Origin of the sequence: Nocardia sp. NRRL S-836 (genome assembly GCF_001279525.1) — a bacterium.
Lineage (GTDB): Bacteria > Actinomycetota > Actinomycetes > Mycobacteriales > Pseudonocardiaceae > Lentzea.
Genome location: NZ_LGDY01000080.1, coordinates 1 through 22040 on the forward strand (window position 1 = coordinate 1; position 22040 = coordinate 22040).

At 70.6% G+C, this 22040-nt stretch carries 16 protein-coding genes and 1 pseudogene; 4 read left to right on the forward strand and 13 right to left on the reverse strand.

Annotation, left to right across the window (positions count from 1 at the left end):
- Positions 1-315 (forward strand): IS3 family transposase (locus tag ADL03_RS08850; protein WP_197288210.1); only part of this gene is annotated, 315 nt, incomplete at its 5' end.
- 795 nt (positions 316-1110) lie between these two features.
- Complete coding sequence (locus ADL03_RS08855) at positions 1111-2127, forward strand: SMP-30/gluconolactonase/LRE family protein (protein WP_053732885.1); 1017 nt, start codon at positions 1111-1113, stop codon at positions 2125-2127.
- A 148-nt stretch (positions 2128-2275) separates the two neighbouring features.
- On the opposite strand, the gene ADL03_RS08860 is transcribed toward ADL03_RS08855, so the two are convergent.
- From ADL03_RS08860 to ADL03_RS08875, 4 genes are all read right to left on the reverse strand, one after another.
- Positions 2276-2740, reverse strand: a complete 465-nt coding sequence (locus ADL03_RS08860) for a GreA/GreB family elongation factor (protein ID WP_053732886.1) — start codon at positions 2738-2740, stop codon at positions 2276-2278.
- 125 nt (positions 2741-2865) lie between these two features.
- Complete coding sequence (locus ADL03_RS08865) at positions 2866-3045, reverse strand: hypothetical protein (protein WP_053732887.1); 180 nt, start codon at positions 3043-3045, stop codon at positions 2866-2868.
- Positions 3046-3052: 7 nt separating this feature from the next.
- On the reverse strand, positions 3053-4312 hold the full coding sequence (locus ADL03_RS08870) for an FAD-binding oxidoreductase (protein WP_053732888.1): 1260 nt from the start codon (positions 4310-4312) through the stop codon (positions 3053-3055).
- Positions 4313-4396: 84 nt separating this feature from the next.
- Entirely contained in the window at positions 4397-5944 is a 1548-nt protein-coding gene (locus tag ADL03_RS08875; RefSeq protein ID WP_053732889.1) for a CdaR family transcriptional regulator, read from the reverse strand.
- A gap of 188 nt (positions 5945-6132) precedes the next feature.
- Here ADL03_RS08875 and ADL03_RS08880 point away from each other — a divergent pair, with 188 nt between their 5' ends.
- Together ADL03_RS08880 and ADL03_RS08885 are read left to right on the forward strand one after the other, a co-directional pair.
- Positions 6133-7305, forward strand: coding sequence for an epoxide hydrolase family protein (locus ADL03_RS08880; protein ID WP_053732890.1), 1173 nt, complete (start codon positions 6133-6135; stop codon positions 7303-7305).
- A 291-nt stretch (positions 7306-7596) separates the two neighbouring features.
- A complete protein-coding gene (locus tag ADL03_RS08885) occupies positions 7597-8814 on the forward strand; it encodes a sorbosone dehydrogenase family protein (protein WP_053732891.1) in 1218 nt (405 codons plus the stop codon).
- A 98-nt stretch (positions 8815-8912) separates the two neighbouring features.
- On the opposite strand, the gene ADL03_RS50735 is transcribed toward ADL03_RS08885, so the two are convergent.
- From ADL03_RS50735 to ADL03_RS08925, 9 genes and pseudogenes are all read right to left on the reverse strand, one after another.
- Positions 8913-9620 (reverse strand): cold shock domain-containing protein, encoded by a 708-nt coding sequence (locus ADL03_RS50735; RefSeq protein ID WP_369808955.1) that lies wholly within the window; start codon positions 9618-9620, stop codon positions 8913-8915.
- A gap of 30 nt (positions 9621-9650) precedes the next feature.
- Positions 9651-9854: pseudogene (locus ADL03_RS48295) on the reverse strand (cold-shock protein); the annotation flags it as partial.
- A 139-nt stretch (positions 9855-9993) separates the two neighbouring features.
- Positions 9994-13476, reverse strand: coding sequence for a hypothetical protein (locus ADL03_RS08895; RefSeq protein WP_053732893.1), 3483 nt, complete (start codon positions 13474-13476; stop codon positions 9994-9996).
- Entirely contained in the window at positions 13473-15191 is a 1719-nt protein-coding gene (locus tag ADL03_RS08900) for a toll/interleukin-1 receptor domain-containing protein (RefSeq protein WP_157528375.1), read from the reverse strand. Before ADL03_RS08900 ends, ADL03_RS08895 begins: the two co-directional genes overlap by 4 nt.
- A gap of 11 nt (positions 15192-15202) precedes the next feature.
- Positions 15203-16840 (reverse strand): tetratricopeptide repeat protein, encoded by a 1638-nt coding sequence (locus ADL03_RS08905; RefSeq protein ID WP_053732895.1) that lies wholly within the window; start codon positions 16838-16840, stop codon positions 15203-15205.
- The gene (locus ADL03_RS08910) at positions 16837-17043 is read right to left on the reverse strand and encodes a hypothetical protein (RefSeq protein ID WP_053732896.1); all 207 of its coding nucleotides are present in this window, start codon (positions 17041-17043) and stop codon (positions 16837-16839) included. Before ADL03_RS08910 ends, ADL03_RS08905 begins: the two co-directional genes overlap by 4 nt.
- Positions 17033-18667, reverse strand: coding sequence for a hypothetical protein (locus ADL03_RS08915; protein WP_053732897.1), 1635 nt, complete (start codon positions 18665-18667; stop codon positions 17033-17035). The genes ADL03_RS08910 and ADL03_RS08915 overlap by 11 nt, the downstream gene beginning before the upstream one ends.
- Entirely contained in the window at positions 18664-20151 is a 1488-nt protein-coding gene (locus ADL03_RS08920) for a tetratricopeptide repeat protein (protein WP_053732898.1), read from the reverse strand. Before ADL03_RS08920 ends, ADL03_RS08915 begins: the two co-directional genes overlap by 4 nt.
- Positions 20132-22039 (reverse strand): Hsp70 family protein, encoded by a 1908-nt coding sequence (locus ADL03_RS08925; RefSeq protein WP_053732899.1) that lies wholly within the window; start codon positions 22037-22039, stop codon positions 20132-20134. Before ADL03_RS08925 ends, ADL03_RS08920 begins: the two co-directional genes overlap by 20 nt.
- Position 22040 lies beyond the last annotated feature (1 nt).

Consider the following 22040-nt stretch of genomic DNA (forward strand, 5'->3'; position numbering starts at 1 on the left):
ACCTCGATTCGCTTCGCGCAACGCCTGGCGGACATCGGAATTCTGCCGTCGATGGGCTCGGTCGGCGACTCCTACGACAACGCGCTGATGGAGAACTTCCTCTCCACGCTGAAGATCGAACTCGTGTACCGGAACTCCTGGCGCACCCGCGACGAGGCCGAGAACGCGATCTTCAGCTACATCGACGGCTGGTACAACACCCAGCGCATCCAGAAAGAGCTCGGCTGGCTCAGCCCCGACGAGTACGAGGCCGCCTGGCACGCCGACCAACTCCAGCCATCGATCATCCCGGCATCCTCATCCGGAGCCAGGTAACCAACCCTCCGAGTTATCGGGGGAACCTCAGTGCGCGGACGCCCAGGCTTACGGTTCACGCTCATGCGGGCGCGGCGCTTCATCAAGTCGCGATGCCACCTCAGCACCGTATCCAGGCTGACCAACAGCCGGAGCCGACGCAACGTCGCGCGCGCCAAGGGCACAAGCAAGGCTGCGAGCAACACCCTCTCCTCCGGCCGCAGTCGCGGGCGCTGACCGCCGAGCTGCCGATGCAGGACCGCGAGTTGATGGCGTAACGCGAGGATTCGACATCCTTCTCCCAAGCGGACATGCGCAGAAGCCACAACGCGGCGAAGGCCAGGGAGGAGGCAAGGTAAGCGAAACGAACCAGCACGGCCGCGATCGTGCCCGATGACGACCGCTACCCACCGACGCCTACTGACCTGCACGGACGTATTTCCCGGGACGCGCGGGCGCGATAGCGAGGCACGGCGTTCCGGCCGCCACGCGACCGTCACGCGCGAATGAAGCACGAACAATTCGCACTCGACACGTCCCCATGTCCACCGCTTTCTCACATGGCCGCTCGTCGAATTCATCGAACCACCACTCGATTCGACTGTCGAATCGCAGCGCACGTGAAGCGAAGACCTGATGGCGCCCGCGCGCAGCCACCCCACAAGCTAAAAAGTCACTCGAATTTTAGCGATCCCAAACACTCCAACGATCCACCTCTTAGCCGGAAGAATCTTTTCGTCGCGCCTTGACCGCACCGAAATCATCCTTCACAGTTCAAGGCACAGTCCTCCAACCGGAAGCGAGGATGTCACCGGCATGAACATCCGAGCACGGCAGCGAAAGATCGCGGTGGCCACGATCATCCTGGGTATGGTCTCCGCGAGCGTCACCGGCACCTCGGCCGCGGCACCCGAAGGACCGTGCCCCGGCGGGCCGTTCGGCACTCCGCTGCCCTCACCGAACCTGACTGCGGCCAAGATCAAGGACGGGTTCAACTTCCTGGAGGGCCCGACCTGGGACGCGGCGACGCAAACCCTGTTGCTGTCCAACATGTACGACGGCACCGGCCCGCAGAACGTCCAGCCTTCGGACATCCTGCGGTACACCCCCTCGACGGGCACGTTCACCACTTTCGTCAAGAACGCGGGCAGCAACGGTCTGGCGATCAGCCGTGACGGCACGTCCGTCCTCGCGGCGACCCACGACCAGCGCAGCCTGTCCTCGTACGACCTGGCCACCGGGCGGCGGACGACGATCGCGGCGAGCTACCAGGGGCGACTGTTCAACTCTCCCAACGATGTCACCGTGGCCGCGAACGGAACGGCCTACTTCACCGACCCGAACTTCCAGCGCGCGAACCGCCCGGACCAGATGTCGGGCAGGACCGGCGTCTTCCGCGTCACCAACGGTGTCGTCACCCTGATCGACGACACGATCCGCCAGCCGAACGGCATCGAGCTCTCCCCGGACGGCAAGACCCTCTACGTCGGCGGCAACGCGACCGGCAAGATCTACCGCTATCCCGTCAACGCGGACGGGAGCACCGGGCAGCGCAGCGATTTCGCGGCGCTCGACGGCACCGACGGCGGCACCGTCGACTGCGCGGGAAACCTGTACCAGGCCACCTACGGCAGCGGAAAGGTCCACGTGTACTCCCCGGCCGGCAAGCTCCTCGGCACGATCTCCGCCGGCCGCAACACGACCAACGTCGCCTTCGGCGGCCCCGACCGGAAAACTCTCTACATCACGTCGGGTACCGCATCCACCGGTGGCAACACCGGAAACTTCGGCCTGTACAGCATTCGCTTGAACGTTCCCGGCTGGCCCTACTGACTCCGGCACATTTCGACAGTCCTGTGGGGTGCCAAAACTACGCCTGGTGGTCTGTTCCACAGATAGCCGACATGCTAGGTGCTCAACTCCGCTTGAGCACCTGTTTGCGTTTCCGCGCCACAAGCAGGTGGCGTTCGGTGACTATCTCCTACATCCGGCCCCACCCGGCACCTCCTTCGCCGGCCTGTCCGTAGGGCACCGCGTTCAGCAACGTGACGACGACCGCGGCGCCGCTGGGCGTCCGGTACGTGCGCTGTTCGCCCTGCCGGGCACCGTTGACGGCCGCTCCCAACGGGGAGCTCGGCGAGTAGACCTCGACCGTGCCGGGCTCCGCGCCGCGCACGCCGAGCAGGAACGTCTCGGTCTCGCCGGTGTCGTCGAACCGGACCGTGAGCACCATGCCGGGTTCGGCGATGCCGTCATCCGGAGGGTCCTCGCCCACCACCGCGTTGGTGAGGAGGTCGTTGATCTGGCGGATGCGCGCCTCCCGGTCCCGCTGGGAAGCGAAGTCCGCGTCGCCGCCGCGGGTCGGCGCGAGCAAGGTCATCAGTTCGTCGCGGAGCCTTTGGTGTGCCTGCGGTGTCAGCCACACACGTGGCGCACTGGTCGTCATGATGCCTCCATGGCATGAGAGATGAGTGCCGTCAGGGCGGTCTGGAGGGAGGTACCGCCCTGACGGCGGGCATCCGTGCGGGCCGGGTTCGGTCGGTCCGGCGACCCGCACGGACAGGGAAGTGGTCAGTGGTGACGGTGGCCGTGGTGGCGGCGCAGCATCTCCTCGAAGTCGTGGGCGTAGCCGGTGGCCACGCTCATGAGGATGTCGCGCTGGACGCGGAGGAAGTCGTTCTCCTTGCGCAGCCACGTGAGTTCGGCTCGTTCGCTGTCGGTCAGCGGCACATCGGTGTGCGCGGCTTCCATGTGGCAGTCACCTGAGCGGATCGAACTCGCGCAGCGCGGCGGGCTGCTTGCCGGTGGTGATCTGTTCTGCCAGCAACCGTCCCGTCACCGGCCCCTGCGCCAAGCCCCACATGCCATGCCCGCCAGCCACGTACACGCCACGCATCCGGGTCTCGCCGATGAGCGGGCGACCGTCCGGGGTGACGGGGCGTGGACCCACCCAGACATCGGTGCGGTCCTCCCACCCCACCCCGTCCAGCAGCGGCCGGGCGGAGGCGATGATCGCGTCCACCCGCGCCTCGTCCAGCGGTGCGTCGGGGCCGCGGAACTCCATGGTGCCCGCGACCCGGAGTGCGCCCTGGTAGGGGGTGCACGCCACGCGCGCTTCCGGTAGGTAGATCGGGCCGTGGAGCGGCTTGCGCACAGGCACGGTGAACGAGTACCCGCGCCCGGCCCGGACCGGGACGCGGACACCGGCTCGGGCAGCGAGTCCTGTGAGCCAGGCGCCGGTGGCCAGGACCGCGACGTCGGCGGAGATCGCGTTGCCGTCCTTCGCTTTCACGACGACTCCGGCGTTGTCCGCGCGGACGTCGACGACCTCGAAGGTTCGGATCGTGGCCCCACGGGCGACCACGGCGCGGCCCAGCGCCTGTACGAATCCGCCGGGGTCGACGAAGCGCTGCCCGTTGACGCGCACGCCCGCCGTGAGAGCGGGCGACGCCAGCGGAACCTGCTCGCGCAAGTCTGCCGTGGACAGTTCGACGTGGTCGACCGGTTGTCCGGCCGACGCAAGACGTTCCAGCTCGCGGACGAGCGTCTGCGCCTGCCTCGCCGAGGTGAAGGCCGCGGTGATCGGAGCGTCGACGGTGGGCGCCTCGACTCCGTTGGCGGTGAGCACGTCGTAAGCCTCGATGGACTCTTCGTTGAGAGGGATGTTCGCCTTCGCCACCCTGGTCCACGACGACCACCTGCAGTGGGCGGCGAAGCGCGTCAAGAACGACCACAGCTTCGGATCGGCGGTCAGCGGGATGTGCAGTGGCGCGGCCGGGTCGAGAAGCGACCGCAGTCCGTAGCGCAGCACCGCCGGTTCGTTCAGCGGGATCGCGAGGCCCGGTGCGATCCACCCGGCGTTGCCCCAGGACGCGCCCGCCGCCACGCCGGTCCGGTCGACCACCGTCACCTCGACACCGCGCTCCTGCAGGAACCACGCGGTGGAGAGACCCACCACACCCGCACCGATCACCACCGCTGAGCGCGGGCCGCCGTCAAGGCGCGCGACGCCATCCATCCCTGCCTCCTGTCATCGCTTGTCCCGATTCCAGGATGCTGTGATCAGCCCTCAAGCCGATTGTCCGCTTCGTACAATTGCTGCTCAGCGATTGTCGGATTCCGACACCGTCGCCGCGAGGTCGATCAGCATCGCGACCCGTTTGGCGGCATCGTCCAAGCCGAGGCTGGTCACCTCGCTCATCTTCCGCAGCCGGTTGCGCACCGTGTTGCCGTGCACGCCGAGACGCTCACCGGCCACCGCCAGATCGCCCTGCGCCTCGAGCCAGGCCCGCAGCGTCGCCACGTAGTCGGTGCCGTGTTCACCGTCGTGCTTGCGCAGGTCCGCCACCGGCCCGCGCGCGGACGCCCGCCCGACCCGCGCCGCCGTGCGCAGACGCTGCAACAGGATCTCGTCCCACGACTCGTCGTAAGCGGGCGGAGCCGCGTCACCGGACCGCATCTCGTGCAACGCCAGACACTCGTCCGCCTCCTGCCGGGCAGCCGGCAGGTCCGCGGCCTCAGCGACCGCGCTGATCCCGGCCGACATCATGACGTTCCCGGGCAGCACCGACCTCAACGCCGCCAGCCAACCCCGCGCCGCACCGACCTGCTCGCCCGGCAGGAGCGTGTAGATGCTGTTGCCCGCCAACGCACTGCGCCCCGGCCGTGACCAGCCGAAACCGGTGGTCGCCTGTTCGAACGCCAGCAACACGGCCGCGTGCCGCTCGTCTCCGACATGCGCGCGAACCGCGACCACCCTCGCGGGCCCTGGCGGCAACCCGAGCTGACTGATCACCGTTGCGGCGTCCGCCGTGCCCTCCAGCAGCCGGAGCACCCACTCCGACTCCACCTGGCGCTCCAGATCAGCACTGGCCCGCAACCGCAGCAGGTGCAGCGCCACGATCCGGGCCCCATCGGTCAACGCGGTGCGCCGCGTGCCCTCCAGCGGCACCGGACACGCCACCCAGACCGTCCCCAGCAGCTCCCGGCCCACCCGGACCGCGACCACCATCCGCCCGGTCAGGCCACGCGCGGGTTCGCCGGGCACGAACAGCGGTTCATCGGACGCCAGCAGGTGCGCCCGCACACCCGCCGCATCGAACAACTCCCGCACCCACACCGGCACCTCCCGGCGCATGATGGTCTCCAGCCGCGCCGCGTCGACCTCCTCCTGCGGCCCCGAATAGGCCAGCACGCGTGACAACTGGTCCTCAATGGTCACCGCACCACCCGTGGTGCCGGCCAGGCTGTCGGCCAACGCGAACAAGTCGGTGGGGCCACGCCCCGACTCGGTCTCCCGGCCCTCCAGCACCAAGCCGTAGACAACACCCGCCAGCTGGCTCCACGACAGAGCGGGATCCGCCAGCATCACCGCCACGCCCTCGGCCTCCCCCAGCGCGACGGCATCCGCCAGGAGTTCTTCGCCACCTCGGACGAGCACGACCAGAGCACGCGCCGACACCGCCCCACTCACGGCCTCGGCCACGGACCCGGCGCCCACCGCGAGGAACACGTCACCGACCTCGGCCCGATCGTCCGTGACATCCCGCAGCACCACACCACGCAACTCCGCCGACCGCGGCACCGGACAGCAGCACAGCCGGACTCCGTACCCACCCAGCACGTTGACCAGACGGTCCAGCCTCACCATGTGCAAGCTCCCTGTCTCACCGCTGACGCCACACCGTAGATGCCGGGGTCGTCAGCGACGCGGAGGAGGAGCCGCCTCGATCACGGACCCAGGGCAAGCAAGTGGAAGATTAGTTCCAAGTTGAAGACTTATTCCACTTCTGGGCTACGCTCGCACCGTTCGCCCTCCCACCACCCCTGGAGCCCTCGGTGCCCTCTTCCTCCGCCAATGACGCGGTCGAGCCGTTCACGATCGCCGTCCCCGACACCGAACTGCTGGACCTGCGCCGCCGCTTGGCCGCCACCCGGTGGCCGGACCGCGAGACGGTTCCGGACGGGGGGCAGGGTCCGCAACTGGACCGCGTCCGCGCTCTCTGCGACCACTGGGCCACCGGCTACGACTGGCGGCACACCGAGTCGGTCATCAACGACCTCGGTTCGTCCCGCACCACCATCGACGGGATCGACGTCCACTTCCTGCACATCCGGTCGGCCGAGCCGGACGCCGTCCCGCTGTTGCTGTGCCACGGCTGGCCGGGCTCGGTCCTGGAGTTCCGGCACCTGGTGGGGCCGCTGACCGACCCGGTGGCCCACGGCGGCGACGCCCGCGACGCGTTCCACGTCGTGATCCCGTCCATGCCGGGCTTCGGGTTCTCGGGTAAACCGACGGCGAGCGGCTGGAACGTCTCCCGCGTCGCCGACGCGTGGATCACGCTCATGCGGCGCCTGGGCCACGACACGTGGTTCGCCCAGGGCGGCGACTGGGGTTCGGCGGTCGTCGAGCAGATCTCCCGCAAGGCGCCCGAACGGTGCCTGGGGGTGCACTTCAACCTACCGTTGGTGTTCCCCACCGAGCAGGAGATAGGCCTGGCGAGCGCAGAGGAGCAACGGATGATCGCGCGCGCTGACCGCTACCAGCAGGAACTGAGCGCATATGCGCGGGAACAAGCCACCCGGCCGCAGACGATCGGCTACTCGCTCGCGGACTCACCCGCCGGACTCGCCGCCTGGATCTACACGCTCTTCCAGGACGTCACCGACAGTGGCGGCAACCCCGAGGAGGTCATCGACCGCGACGAGATCCTCGACGACGTCATGCTCTACTGGCTCCCCAACGCCGCGGCGTCCTCCGCCCGCCTCTACTGGGAGGAAGGCCAGGACGGCACCGTCGGGAGCGCGCAGGCACCGAACCCCGTTCCCGCCGGCTTCAGCATCTTTCCCGGCGAGGCCGTGCAGGCCTCCCGACGCTGGGTCGAGCGACGCTACGAGACGGTGGTGCACTACGAACAACTCCAGCGCGGAGGCCACTTCGCCGCCCTGGAGCAGCCGGACGTCCTCACCGAGCAGATCCGGACGACCTTCCGGGGACTGCGGGCGTCGTGACCGCGCGGGACCACGAGACGGCGTCTGCCAGCTGCTCGTGCACCGGGCCGACGCTCGGTCACGGCCTCCGCTTCGCCCTCAGAGATCCGCGTGTTCACGAACCACTCGCGGTACCGGCTGTCGGCGGCCGCCCACCCGCGCGGGGTCGAAGATCCTTGCCGCCCTGTCGTTCCCCTACTCCTTCTGCGACCAGAGGGGGCAAGACGGCGGCTCGATGCGGCCGTGGGGTCGCAGTACGTTGGGAGCGCTCCCAGAACATGTCCTGCACACCCCTGCTCGAGGAGCCGACCCATGTCGCGACGACGTCGTCGCCCGGCCGCCCTGCTGGCCGGTCTGCTCGTTCTGGCCTTGTCCGCGTTCCCGTCAGCCTCGTTGTTGACGGACGGCACCGCCGCAGCCGGGACGTCCCGCCCCAGCGCGGTGCCACTCACCGAGTTGACCGTGGTGTCCGAACGGGTGGCATCCGGTCTGCGTCGTCCGATCGCGATCACCGGGCTGCCGGACGGACGGATGCTGATCGCCGAGAAGGACGGCACCGTTCGCGCCTACCACCCCGACACCGGCTTGGCGGCCGAACCGGTGCTCGACCTGACCGCCCGGATCGACACCTCGGACAACGAGCGCGGTCTGCTCGGCATCACACCCGCTCCGAACTTCGCGCGGACCGGGATGCTCTACGTGTCCTACACGAGCCTGCCGGCGGGCTCGCTCACCGTGGCGCGCGTGCCCCTCGGCGCTCCGGACCAGCTGCAGGTGCTGCTCACCCAGGCGCACGCCGAGTACGGCAACCACAACGGCGGACAGGTCGCCTTCGGCCGCGACGGATACCTCTACTGGTCGACGGGCGACGGCGGCAACGCCAACGACCCGTTCAAAACCGGTCAGGACCTCGGCACCCTCCTCGGCAAGATCGTGCGGATCGACGTCAGCCGCACGTGCGGGGCGCAGCCTTACTGCGTGCCTCGCAGCAACCCGTTCGTCGGCGTGCCGGGCGCGCGGCCGGAGATCTGGCTCTACGGTCTGCGCAACCCGTGGCGGTTCTCCATCGACCACGTCGACGGCTCGCTGTGGATCGGCGACGTCGGACAGGGCCTGGTGGAGGAGATCGACCACATCCGCCCGTGGCAGGGCGGGGCGAACCTCGGCTGGTCCTGCCGGGAAGGCACCCCGGTGTTCGACGAGCAGCAATGCCGACCGGGCGTGAAGTACACCGACCCGGTTTTCGAGTACGACCACTACAACGACAACTGCTCGGTGACCGGCGGCGTGGTGTACCGGGGGTTCCGGACCCCGGAGGCACGGGGGACCTACGTCGCGAGCGACTACTGCTCAACCCGGGTGTTCGCCGTGCGCCCCAAGCCCGGCGGCGGCTACGACACCGCCACGATCGGCAACTTCCCCACCCAGCCGAGCGCGATCGGCACCGACGTGCACGGCGAGCTGTACGTGCTCAGCGACCTCCCGGGAGGGCTCAGCCGAGTTCGGTTCGAACGGGTCCAGCCGAGCTGACTCGATCGCCATAGGTCATTCTCGTGCCCGCAGCCCGCGGGCACGAGAATGACAGCAAGCAGGACCCTGTCCTCAGGCCGTAGGACCGTCCCGGACGGTCAGGCGCGCTCGACGGAATCGGCCTGCGGGCCCCGGTCGCTCTGCCGGATGCGGAAGCGCACCCGCTCGCCGGCCACCAGGGGCTCGCTGCCGGAGACCACCGAGACGTGCACGAAGAGGTCGGGCCCACCCGCGTCCGGGGTGATGAAGCCGAAGCCGCGGTCGGCGTCGTAGCGGGCCACCGTGCCGTCGCCGGCGCGGGCTGCGGGCTTGGCGGCCGAACGGGCCTGAGCGGGTGCCGCGGCGGCCTCCACCGGCTCGCCGGCGGCCACGAACCGCACCTCGCGCGCCTGACGACCCTGGTCCACGGTGACCGTGGTGAACGAGACCCGGTCGCCCTCGACCGGCAGGTACCGGTCGTCGACCAGGGCGCGCACGTGCAGGAAGACGTCGCCCGCCCCGTCGTCGGCGGCCACGAAGCCGAACGCTTTCTCCTCGTCGAACCACAGCACGGAGCCGTCGGCGCCGTCGCCGGGCACGACCAGAGGGGCCTTGCGGACCCCGGCGTCGAAGCTCAGCGGCACCACGTGCTGGGCCTGCGGGCCCTTCTCCCCCGCGGTGACGACGAAGGCCACCCGCTGCCCGGCCGCGAGGACGCCCCCGGTGACGATGGCGGAGGAGTGCACGAACACCTCCGCACCCCCGCCGTCCGGCGCGGCGAACCCGTAGCCCTTGGCCGGCTCGTACCAGGAGACGGTGGCGAGCACACCCAGGATCGCGTCAGGCGAGGCGTCCCCGGTGACGGCGACGTGCAGTGCCTGCGGACCGCGGGGTCCCTCACCGGTCTCGAACTCCACCGTCTGACCCTCGCGCAGCGCACGGGCCGCGCCCTCGCCCTGCACCTGCGAGACGTGCACGAAGATGTCGGCGCTGCCGTCGTCGGGGGCGAGGAAGCCGAAGCCGCGCTCGAGGTCGTACCAGCGGACGGTTCCGTGCTGCACGGTGCACTCCTGGTCTTTCGGGTGGTCGGGGGGCCATTGTCCCAGGTGCCGTGTTCACCTGTTGACCGACGATCTTCCCCGGCGGGCACACCCTCACGGCTTCGACCTGCATTGCCGGAGTTGCAGGCAGCCACGGCGCTCAGCGGACCTTCGCGGCGATCTTCTGAACCTCCTCGAACCGGGACTCGTCTGCCAGCGCGTGGTGGTCGTCAGCCGGGTCGCGGTCCAGCAACGCGGCGGCGTGGCCGGCGCACTCGGTTCGCAGGCGCGTCAGTTCGTCGCGCAGGGTTTCGCGGCGTGCGCCGAACGTTGCGCGCATGGCGGTGCGAACCGAGACCGCGTGCTGGTAGAGCAGTTGGGTCAGCTGGTAGCGGGCGTGGGAGTTGTCCTTGTCGTCGCGCAGCAGCTGGCGGAGGTCTTTGGCCAGGGAGTCCGGGTCCACCTCGCCGGGACGGCGCCGGTGTTTGGCGATCGTCACCTCGACCACGAGCTGGCGGCGGGCGTCACCGGCGTCGAGGGACGACATCTCGCCGAAGTCCTCGCCGATCTCCACGTTCGTGGGCAGCGGACCGTCCCACCGCATCCAGCGGCGGTACACCGTCATCATCAGCCGGTGCACGTCCTCCAGGTGTTCGCCCCTGGCGGCGAGCCTCCGCAACCGGGTGCGGGCGTCCGCGAAGTCGTCGCACTGGATGGAGAGGCGCACGTACGGCAGCGAGTCGCGGGGGACGCAGGCGGCGCGGGCTTCGGCGAGCAGAGGTCGTGCCCGGTGTTGCTCGTCCACCGCGTTCAGGAGTTCGCCGAGCAGGGCGGCCGGGCCTGCGGCGCCGCGCAGGCGGGTGATCCAGTGCTCCATGGCGGGCAACGCCGCCAGCACCGCATCCCGGACCCGGTGGTCCGGGGCGTCGTTGTTCAGAAGGCCGAGGGCGTGTTCCACCGACGGCAGGTAGACCGTGTGCGGGTCGTCCAGCAGGTCGAGGTGGTGCTCAGGTGCGTCGTTGCGGTGCCAGGAGCGGCAGAGGCGCTGGTAGCGGCGGGGGAAGTCGGCCGAGGAGTCGAGCCTGTTCTCGGCGGCGCGGAAGATGCGTTCGACGGCGAACCGGGCGGCGAGCTCGCACAGGTCGTTGAGCTGCCTGAGGTACGTGGACGGCGCGCCGAGTCGCAGGACCGCCTTGCGCACCGTCTCGTCGGCCGGGTCCAGCCGCAGCTCGTCGAGCAGGCGCAGGCTGGTGAGGATCTCGCCGGACGTTTCCGTGACGGGCCAGTCGTCCGCGCCGAGCAGCTCGTTGGCGATGCGCGACTTCCACCGGACGCGGTCGTGCGTCCAGGCGACGTGCGCCGCCTCCTCGTCCTGGTCGGTCGCCTCACGCACGCGGCTGCCGGGGTTGCAGGCGGCCTGGTGTGCTGCCTGGAACGCGGTGCGGCACAGCTCTTCGAACGGTGCGCGCACGCGCTTCGGCAGCGGGGCGCAGGCGGTCGCGACGAGGTCCAGACGGGCGTCGAACGCCTCGTCGAGCCGAGAACGCCGCACCGACCGCGTGACGCCGAGGCGCAGCGCCGGGCCGCGGTACGACAGCGCGCGGTTGAGCTCTTCGAGGCGCAGGTGGGCGATGGCGAGCGCTACCCGCGCCGGGCTGGTCAGCTCGGCGGGGACACCGCGCGGAGGCGGGTTGGGTGTGCCGTCGTCGGCCTGCCTGCCGCACAACGCCGCCGTGCCGAACGAACCCGCCAGTACGCGGTGGACGTCGGCCCGCTCGGCCGCGCCCCGCGCCGGCGTGTCCGCGAGCAGCGCCTCGCCGTAGAGGGCTTCGAGGTAGCGGTTCCAGGACTGGGTCGCCGCGGCCACGTCGCCTGCCGCCGTGTGTGCGACCGCGAGGTTGTGCAGGACCGCCGTGGACATCGGGTTCTCGATGAGCATCGCCTGCCAGTACCTGCGAGCCGGCGTGTGCGCGCCCATCCGGTGCTGTGACTCGGCGAGGCGGCCGTTCAGGTGGGAACGCAGCAGCACGAGCGCGGAGCGGCGGCTCAGTGGCGGTGGATACGCGTCGAGTGACCTCCAGGCACGAGCGGTGTTGTCCGCGAGCGCGCGGTCGACCGCTGCCACCGCGGCGGCGACTCGCTCCCGAGGACCGCCGGAACGCGCCGGAGACGGGGCCGGCTCGGTGTGAGGCGGGATCGGCCCGCCTTGGGGCGCGGGAGCGAAGGACTTGAGCTCCGCGTCGATCTCGGCGACACCCGCCGACGGCGGCACCGCGTCCGGCACCTCGCACGAGTGCAGTCTCTTCCGGATCTTGCTCAGGTGACCGTTCAGCGGGCTCGCCGCCTGCAACGCCTTCTTGCAGCGTTCGAAGCGGTCACCGAAATCCGCAGAGCGAGTGCGGTCCGCCGTGCCCTGGACGAGCTTCTCCAGTTCCCGCACCCGTTCGGCGCAGACGTGGTCGAGCCGTTTCGCGATGCGGGCCAGCACCGCGTGATCCGCACGGATCCGGCCCGCGTCCGCCAGATCGGCGCGGACGAGCGATTTGGCGGTGGTGTTCGCGTCCTTCTTCAGCCGTGCGAGCGTTTCAGCGTCCCGTTCGAACGCCGCCAGCACCACGTCCGGATCGGCCTCCGCCGCCTTCTCCGTGACGACGTCGGCCGGCGTCTTCGGCGGTGTGGCGGTGGTGATGGCCCGCAGCGCGGACGCCATCGCGTCGAGGTGGACCGCCGGGTCGCCGTCGACGAACCGCCGTGCCGCCGCGTACGCGCTCAGGTTCGGCACCTGCAGCGGCCGCCACAGCACCCGCCGCTGGTGAATGAGCGCGACGAGCAGATCGGGCAGCTCCCGCCGTGCGAGACATTCGGCGAGGCGAGCGGGCACCGCCTCCTCGTCGGCCTCGAACAGCTCGCACACCAGGTCCAGCACGCGCCGGGCCGGGCCGTCCCCCACCGGTGCCGCGAGCCTGCGGATCGTCGCGGGTGGATACCCGTGCACCAGCCACTGCACGGCCGACACCGTGAACGCCGCGGCACCGCCCACCCTCCGCTCAGCGAGCTCGGCGATCCGCCGCAGGTCCTCGGCGATCACGTCCCGGCCGCGCTCACCCGCGGGCCTGCGCAGCACCCGTTCCGCGGTGATGTCGTGGATCCCCGACCAACGGGACGTGCCAGGGCGCGACAACGACGCCGGCGCCGTGCTGTCCAGGTCCCTGCCTTCACGAACGGCCGATGTGATCTCATCGACCCGTTGCCGCTCCTCGCCCTGGTAGGAGGGGTCGCCGACGCGCTGCTCGTGCAGGCCCTGGTGGACGATCGACAGGTGTGCCCAGACCCGGTGGTTGGCCGGTGCGAACTCGGCCGCCGCGGTCAGCCAGCTCAGCGCGGCGTCGAGCCGTCCGTGCCGCAGGTGGATCAGGCCGACGTGGTAGGGGTGCCTGGGGTTGATCGGATCGACGCGGTGGGCCGTCCCCAGCAACGACAGCGCCTCCTCCGGTGGCGTGGCGGGGTGCACGGCCAGCCGGAAACACGCCTCCGCCAGCGCGTCCCGCTCGTCGGCGCCCAGCCCGGCGCCCTGCTCATGGCGCGCCAGCAGCTTGTCCGCGATCGGGCGCAGCACCTCCGGCCGGTTCTCGAGCGAGGTCACGGCTGTTCCTCCGCGCCGGTGCTGAGCTCCTCGACCGGCAGGACCAGCGTGCCCCTGCCGTCGGACGTCGCCGCGAGCCGCCCGTCCGGCGAGATCGCGAGCGGGTGGGCCGAGGTGACCTCGATGCGGCCGTCCCGCATCAGCACGTGCGAGCCGTCCGGGTACTCGAACACGACCAGCCTGCCGTCCCGGGACGCGCACACGATCCGGGCGCCGGGCACCGTGCGGAAACCCAGGTGCACGCCCAGTTCCGCGTCGAAGCAGACACCGAGGCCCTCGCCGTTGAGCACGATCGACAGGTCCGGCCCCACCAGCGCGTCGGCGAGCTGCGTGACCGGCAGGTCCACGACGAGCGGGCGCTCGGATCCGCTGTCGAGGCGGTAGACGTGGTGCTCCCCCGCGATCAGCGTGTACCCCGGTTCGTGGTGGATGCCGAGCAAGAGGCGTTCCAACGCGTACTCGGCCTTCACGTGCCCCTGGTCGTAGACGGTCAGGACGCCGTCCAGATCACCGACGAGCAGCCGCCCTTCGCCGTCGACCTCGAGCAGCTGCACACCCTCGCGGTGGTCGAGCACGGTCTCGGGTTCCGCACCCGCCAGTGACCAGACGGAGCCGCTCCACATGCCGACGAGCAGCGTGTCGCCGTGGAACACCAACGCTCCCGGCACGGTGAGGCCGGGCGCACGAGCGAGATCGGCCGTGTGAGTGCTCCCGTCCGGTGCGGCCACCACGACGCGGCCCGTCCAGTCGGCGACCGCCATCCGGTCGCGTCCGCGCGCCCACAGCCGCGGCCGTCCGGCGAGGCGCGTGCCGCCCTGCCCGCGGCCGGGTTCGTCGAGCGAGTGGACAGACAGGTGCGGACCGTCCAGCACCACGATCCGCCGCGCGTCGGGGAAGAACACCTGACGTCCGCTCGCGGGCAGGCGCGGGTGCACGCGATCCGGGCCGGCGGGCTGCGGCGCGGGCGGGCTCACCTGGATCGGCGCGGTCTCGACGGGTTCGCAGCCGGGCGCCCGCGCGAGCAACCGCACGGACTCGACCGCCCGGCGGAACGACAGGTCGGCGAACGTGGCGGTGCCGTGCACGGTCGGGTGGACGAGCGTGCCGTTCAGACCGGAGTCGGGCGGCACGGTGGTGAGCGTGATCGGCTCGCTGCTCTCCAGCACGGTCGTGCCATCGGTGCCGATGACCGACACCCGCACCGTGGGCAGGGTGTGGTTGACCACGGCGCTGGGCGGCGGCCCCTCGAACCGGAGCTGCCTGCGGTTCCGCGCGGGTCGCAGGCCCAGCGCGGTGCGCAGGGTCTCGAACCAGTTCGGGTGGGTGACGGCGACCCAGTTGTACTTGCTGGCGGTGAACCAGATCTTGTCCTTGGCCGCCTCCTCCATCAGCACCGGGATGAACCCGATCCGGCCGGCCCTGTTGAGGTCGACGGCGCGCTGGAGCTCGAACTGGCAGACGTTCTTGGTGAAGTACCGCAACGAGTACAGGGCGACGAAGTACCTGGACCGCGGCAGCGCCGTCTCCAGGTACTCCTCCCAGTCGACGCCGGGCGGAAAGCCCTCGCGGTCGACGTCGATGAAGATCCGCGGCGGCACGCCCCGGGACGTGATGCACTTGTGCAGGCCGTCCGCGAGGTCTCTGGCCTTCTGGTAGTCCTCACGCGCGTAGCTGATGAAGACGTCCCACCCGTCGTGGCTCTCGGGCTCGGTCATCTGCTGCCCCTTCACGCGAGCCGGTCGACTGCGGTCACGATGTCCTGCAGCGCCCGGCGCGACCGCGGGTCGGTGGTGGTGCGCAGCAGCCGCCTCGCCTCCTGGCCGATGCTCGCGAACTCCGAGCGGTGGAGGTCCCGCAACGCCATCACGTCCGCCGGGAAGAGCCGACCGGACCTCAGCGTCTCCGCCGCGCTGTTGAAGCGCAGGACCAGCGCGTTGACCTCCACGTTGACCATGGCGTGATCGATCTCCGCCAACCTCTGGGTCACCGCGTCGGCGAGCTTCTGCACGTGCCGCTCGTTCTCCTTCGTGCTGGCCATCGCCTGGAGGCCGGGGATTCGGCCGCGCAGCTCCTCCATGGTGCGGCGCAAGGCGATCAGCTGGGCCTGCGTCGGCGGGTTGCGGACCTTGGCCATGGCGGTGTTGTGCTCGTCGAACGCCGCGTTGACCGCGAAGACCTCCTTCGCCTCCACCGCCTTGCGCAGCAGCGCTTCCGACTCCGGCAGCCGCGGGTCACGCGCGGCGATCCCGGCCGCCGTGATCGCACGTTCCGGATCCTTGCCCTGCACCAGCAGGCAGAACGCGTACAGGTAGTTGGCCGGCGGGAACGACGGCACGAGGTGCAGGACCTTGGCGAGCACCCGCTCCGCCTCCGCCCAGCGCTCGTCCCCGAACAGACCGAGGGTCTCCTCGCGGTACTGCTCGGCGATCAGCTCGTACAGCCGCATGGCGCGTTCGGGCGCGAGCTTGGGCGGGGGCAACGGTTTCGCGGGCGAACGGCGGGTGCGGAGGAGCCCTTCGACATACGTGTCGAAGTCACGCACCACCTCTGCCTGACGCCAGTCAGCGTCCAGCCGCCGCAACTCCTTGCGGGTGCGCAGGTACGCGCCGTCGGCGAGAGCGCGCACGGCGTCTCTCGTCAGCGGCCTCAACGCCACCGTCTGGAGCGCGTTCGCGATCGTGCGGAGATGGCTCGCGTCGCCCTCGACCACCTCCGCCGCGGACCGCGCGGTGCGAAAGGCCGTCGTGTACTCGCCGTCCATCGCCTGCATGATCGCCAGCAGGTACGGCGGTTCGGACTCCTCCGGCGCGAGTTCGATGAACCGGCCGAGCCGCTCGTCCGCGGCGCGCCGGTCGTGGTGGCGGGTGTCGAGGAACGTGCCGATCTCCTGCGGCGTCAGCACGTCGCGCAGCGTGCGGCGGAGTTCGAGAACCCCCGCGCGCAGCTGCGGATCCAGTCGTTCGCTTCGCAACGGCAGGGTGAGCTCCAGCGCCGTCATCAGGTCGCCGAGCCGGTAGTGGCAGTACGCCTGGAGATACCGCGCCTCGGGGTGACCGGGCGAGATCTCCAGGAACTCCGCGAGCTGCTCCAGCGCGATCTCGTACTCGCCGTCGGCGATGTTGACGCGGGCGTCTTGGAGCAGGTCGTCGCCGTCGTCGTCCAGCTGGAGCGAGTCCTCGGCGGCGAGCGTCACGAGGTCCGGCAGGAAGACCGTCGACGGCGCCGTGCGTTCGGTGCGCCGCCGGGTGAACTCCTCCAGCCGCCGGAAGTGCTCGCCGAGGTCCCCGCCACCGAAGCTCAGCCCCGAGAAGTCGGGGAGCCGAGGCGGCAGGTGCGGGAGCGCCGGGGTGTCGCGTTCGGTCATTCCGGCAGCGCTTCGGGTTCGGGTGCGGAACCGAGCGCGCGTTCGGCGACCGCGCGGCAGAGCAGGTACTCGGCCTCCTGGTCGAGCTTCAGCATCAACGGCAGCGCCGCGGGCAGCGCGGCCTCGTCGAACAGCTGCCGCTCGTCGGTCTCCCGGCGGTACTCGACCGGCGGCAGCAGCCCGACCAGCCGGTCACGGTCCATGCTCGGCGGCCGTGTCCACGCGGTCCGGATCCAGGTCAGCGGTGACGGCATGGTCGTCCCATTCCTCCTGCGGCAGCAGGAACTCTCCGGTCGTGATCATCAACTCGTGCTCGCTCCGGTGCAGCGCCTGCGCCTGTGCCGCGAACCCGTCGGCGACCACGTCCAGCTCCCGCAGCCGTTCCCGCAGCCGGACTCGGGCGGGGGCGTCGTCGGGCAGGTCGCGCAGCCGCGGATAGACGATCAGCTCGATGCGCCTGCGCACGGCCTCGATCCGCCGGCGCAGCTCCTCCGGCGACGCCGGCCGCGTCGGCAGTGCCAGGTCCTCGCCGAGATCATCGGCGTAGCGGGCGAACTGGTCGCGCAACGAACGCAGCTCCGCCCGGTGCGACGCGGGCACGGCCGGGTCGGCGAGGAACTCGTGCACCAGCCGCAGAAAGCGCGACAAGGCGTCACCCTGCCCGCCGAGCGCACGTTCCTTCTCCACGAGGTGCAGCACTTCGGGAACGATGATGGCCTTGGCGCTCCGCAGGCCCATCCCGCGTTCGAGGATCGCGAGTCCGGTCTCCCGCTCGCCCTCGCTGGCGGCGAAGTAGTACCAGAGCAGTCCTTCGACCAGATAGGCGTCGCCCCACTCCTCGTCGAGTGCGAGCATGACGTTCAGCCGTTCGGACAGCTCGTGACGTTCCTCGGAGCTCGGCACCCCGGACAGCTCCGGCCGGTTCGCCCAGCCCCGCAGCAGCACCACCACCTTCAGCAGCGCGACCACCGCGGCCAGCTGCCTGAGGTAGTCCTGTTCCGCGGACGTGTCCTCCGCATCGCCGGTCCAGTCCCGCCACGCACGTTGCTTGCGGATCTGCGTCAGCCACCGGTCGAGCTTCCTCGGGCTGGCCGTCTCCCAGTCGCACGCGAGCAGCCCCAGGCTCGCCTCGACCCGGCTCTGCCCGCGCTCGTGGGCGCGGCGGCGGGCGGCGTCGAACGCCTCGCGGGCCTCAGCGCGCCGTTGGTCGAAGAACAGCTGGATGCCTTTGAGGACGTGGAGGTTGTCCGCGGCCTTCGGGATCTCGCTGGTCAGAACGCCGAGGTCGCGGACCCGGTCGAAGTGGTGCAGGGCCTCGTCGGTCTCGCGGCGCCGCCAATGTGCACCGGCGAGGTGCAAGTGTGACGCGGAGGCGATGAGGCGCGCGCCCGGCCGGTCGGCGAGTGCCGCCTCGTGTTCGCGGTAGAGCTCCACCACGCGTTCGTGGCGTTCCAGCTTGTGCTGCAACCACAGCGCGAGGTGAGCGGACGCCGAGTCGTGCCCGGAGGTGGTGGCCAGGCTGTCGACGAGGGTGGCGGCCGCCCAGTGGTGCTCGGGCCGGTACGTGCCGAGCACCGCGCGGACGTACGCGTGTGCGAACCTCGTGTCGGCCAGGTCGCGGCCACGCGGGCCCGCGTTCGTCGCCTCGTCCAGCAGCCGGTCGGCCTCCTCCAGCTGTGCCCGCTGGTGCCCGTCACGCGCGAGGATCGCGAGCGCACGGTGCAGCGGTGCACGCCACCGGCTCGGCACGACGACGAAGAAGTGCCAGGCACCCACCAGGCACACGCCGAGCAGGGCGACGCACACCACGACCAGCACTGCGTTCACGGGTTCCCCTCTTCCTCCTCGAGCTGGTCGAGCAGCAGCTCGTACAACTCGATCGCGGTGATCTCCACGGACCCGTTGTCCCGCACGCGCTTGAGGCCCTGCCTGATCACGTCACCGACCTGGGCGGCTTCGGCGCGCCTGCCCAGCAGCCAGAACGTGGTGGCGTAGGCGATCATCAGGTCGAACCGCCACCACATCAGCGCTTTGCCGTCGTGCAACCACCTGTGCGCGAGCGCGTTCGCTTCGCGCACGCGGCCCTCGCGGATGAGGTGGCTCGCCATCGCCGGCGCGTGCTTGGCGCGCAACTCGTGCGGTAGCCGGTGGAACGCGGTCTGCACGGTGGCGTCGAGCCTGCGGGTGAAGGAGTCGTCGATCGCGTCGGACAGCAGCGTCTGCACCGTCGCCCACACCTCGCCGATGGCGACGACCGACATCTGTTCCTCGTACGCCTCAACGCGTTCCGGGTCGGCCTCCACCGCGCGGTCGAGCAGCGTGAGCGCTTCGAGCGGTGCGCCGGTGTCCTGGTAGGCGATGGTGGCGGCGAGCACCAGCACGTCGTAGTGCGGATCGTCGGCGAGCACCGCCTGGGCCAGCGAGAGCGCCTGGTCCGGCTCCCCCGCGGCACGCAGCGCCTGCACCGCGGCCACCGGGTCCATGGCGTTTCTCGCACTCTGCAGCCGGTCTGCCAGCCATGTGGTGTCCGTGCCACCACGCCGGGGTGCGGTCGTCAGCTCGCGCAGGTCTTCCAGCACCGCCCGGATCGGGCCGACCCGCCGCATCCACACCGGCAGCCTGCCGTGCAACCGCTCCCCCGACGGTGCCACCGCGCAGGCCGTGCGGTGCAGCAACCGTGCCGCGTCGGTGTCCGGGCTGGTGCCGAAGCACCGCAACGCGGCGGCCGCCAGCGCGAACACATCCTCCTCCCGGCCGACCGCGGTCTGCCCGCGGGCGAGGCCGGGGGCGAGGTGCAGCACCCGTTCCGGAGCGCTCAGCAGCTCGGTGAACGACGGCGCGCCCCAGCACGGCAGCGGCAGCAGCCGCGGCCCGCTGTCGGTGAGCACGATGTCGGCGGGCATCGGCACCATGCCCGGTCCGAGCGACTCCCACCAGCCGGGCAACGCGCGCAGCGCGGCGACGACGGCCTCGACGCGCCGGGCAGGATCGGGATCGGCGATCGCGTCGGCGAGGCTGCGCCGGGCATCGGTCTCGTAGCAGACGACCTGGTACCAGCGGCCACCCAGACGTTGCTGGTCGCCCGCCGCGTCGGCGGGCACCACGGCGGCGAGCCCCGCGCGCGACCCCCTGTGCTGCCAGCGTTTCAGCTCATCACGGTGTTCAGCGCCGAGCTCGGCGCGCGGAATCAGCCGGTAGCAGCGTCGCCTGCCCGGCGCCCGGTACAGCGTGCCGCGCCTGCCGACGCCGACGTACTCCGCGTCGAGCTCCTGGGCGATCAGCCCGACGGGCTCATCGCCGGGCGCGGTCATAGGCGTCCTCGAGCCGGTCGGCGAGGTCGTCGAGCCCGGTGCCCGCGCGCACGGCCGAGGTGAACTCGCGCAGCGCGGCGGCGAGGTCATCCGGTGCCTCGCGTTCGGCGGTCCACGCGGTGACCTTGCGGAACAGCCGCCGGAACTCGGCGGGCACGGCGTCGAGATCGACGGTGGGGCCGTCGTCGGGCACGTCGACGGGCGGCGGGACCTGGAACGAGAAGGGCTCCTCGCGCTCGACGGGCTCCGCCACGCCCGGCTCGACCAGCCGCAGCAACCGCCGCCTGCTCTCGGCCAGCATGTCGATCTTCCCGATGCTGGTGCTCTGCCGGAACGTCGCCTCGTACTCGCGGCCCGCGTTGGCGTGGAACACCTTGACCTCCAGCAACCCGTTCACGTCGAGCTTGAACGTGATGTCGAACTGGTGGTGGCCGGCCTCCCGAGGCTCGATCTTGTCGAGGACGATCGTGCCTACTCGGGTGTTGTCGAAGACCATGGCCGACTCGCCCTGGTAGATCGGCACCTCGACGTTCTCGGAGTCCTTCTGGTTGGTGTAGCGCTTCTCCTTGCGCGTCGGGATCTTCGCGCCGCGCTCGATCAGCGGGTCGAACCTGTCGTCCTGCACGCCGACGCCGAGGGTGTGCTCGGTGATCAACCGGATCTCGAAGTCGTCGGCGTCGGACTGGCGCTCGGCGGTCGGCCGCCTGTTGAGGTCGAAGGAGTCCGACGCCTCGAACCGGCTGGCGAGGATCGCGGCACCCCGCGCGACGAGGGTGTCGGGATCGCCATCGGCGCGGACGAAGTCGTCGTCCTTCTCGAAGTGGTCGACCAGCATCTTCCGCACGAGCGGGATGCGGGTCGAGCCGCCGACCAGCAGAACGGCGTCGACGTCGAGCGGCGGCTGGTCCGGGCCGCCCTTCGCCATCTCCAGCGCCTCGAGCACCTTCCTGAGCGACCGGTCCAGCGTCGGCTTGATCAACGACTTGAACGTGGCGCGGTCGAGCTCGACCGGCGCCATCTCGCCACCGAGGTCGATCGTGGTGGACTCGTGCAGGGAGAGCTCGCGCTTGGCCTTCTCGGCGGCGGCCAGCGCCTGCATGCGCTCGTCCTCGCTCGGGGACGAGCGGCCCAGCTTGTCGTTGAGCCACTTCGCGATCGCCGCGTCGAAGTCGCCGCCGCCCAGCCGCGCGTCACCGGCGGTGGCGAGCACCGTGATCTGCCGGTCCTCGGTCTCGATGATCGACACGTCGAACGTGCCGCCGCCGAGGTCGAAGACCAGGTAGATCTTGCTCTCCTCCTCGGCGCGGTCCACGCCGTACGCGATCGCCGCCGCGGTGGGCTCCGGGATCAGCTGCCGCGGGTGCAGGCCCGCCAGCAGCGCCGCTTCCTCGGTGGCCTTCTTCTGGCGCTCGGTGAAGTAGGCGGGCACGGTGACCACCGCGTCGTGCACGCCGTGGCCGAGCTCGCGTTCGGCGATCTCCTTCACCCGCATCAGCACCAGCGCGCTGACCTCCTGCGGCCGCAACCACTCGCCGTGCAGCCGGACGCGCAGCGGATCGTCCACGCGGAACGAGGTGCCCTTCGCCCCGAACAGCCTGAGCGTCTCCTCGCTGAAGAGCGCGCCCATCTCGCGTTTGATCTCGATGATCGTCTCGCGGCCGCGACCGGGCAGGGACATCGCCTGCTTCGCCGCGGCGCCGACGATCACAGCGCCGGCGCTCGGGTCGAAGCCGACCACGGAGGGCGTGGTGTCGACCGGCGGGTCGAACGTCCGATCGGGAACGATCACCGCGGTGTCCTCGTCGGTGTCGAACACCGCGATCGCCGAGTACGTCGTACCGAGGTCGATGCCGACGACTCGGTGCAGGTTCGGCTTCTTGTCGTCCATG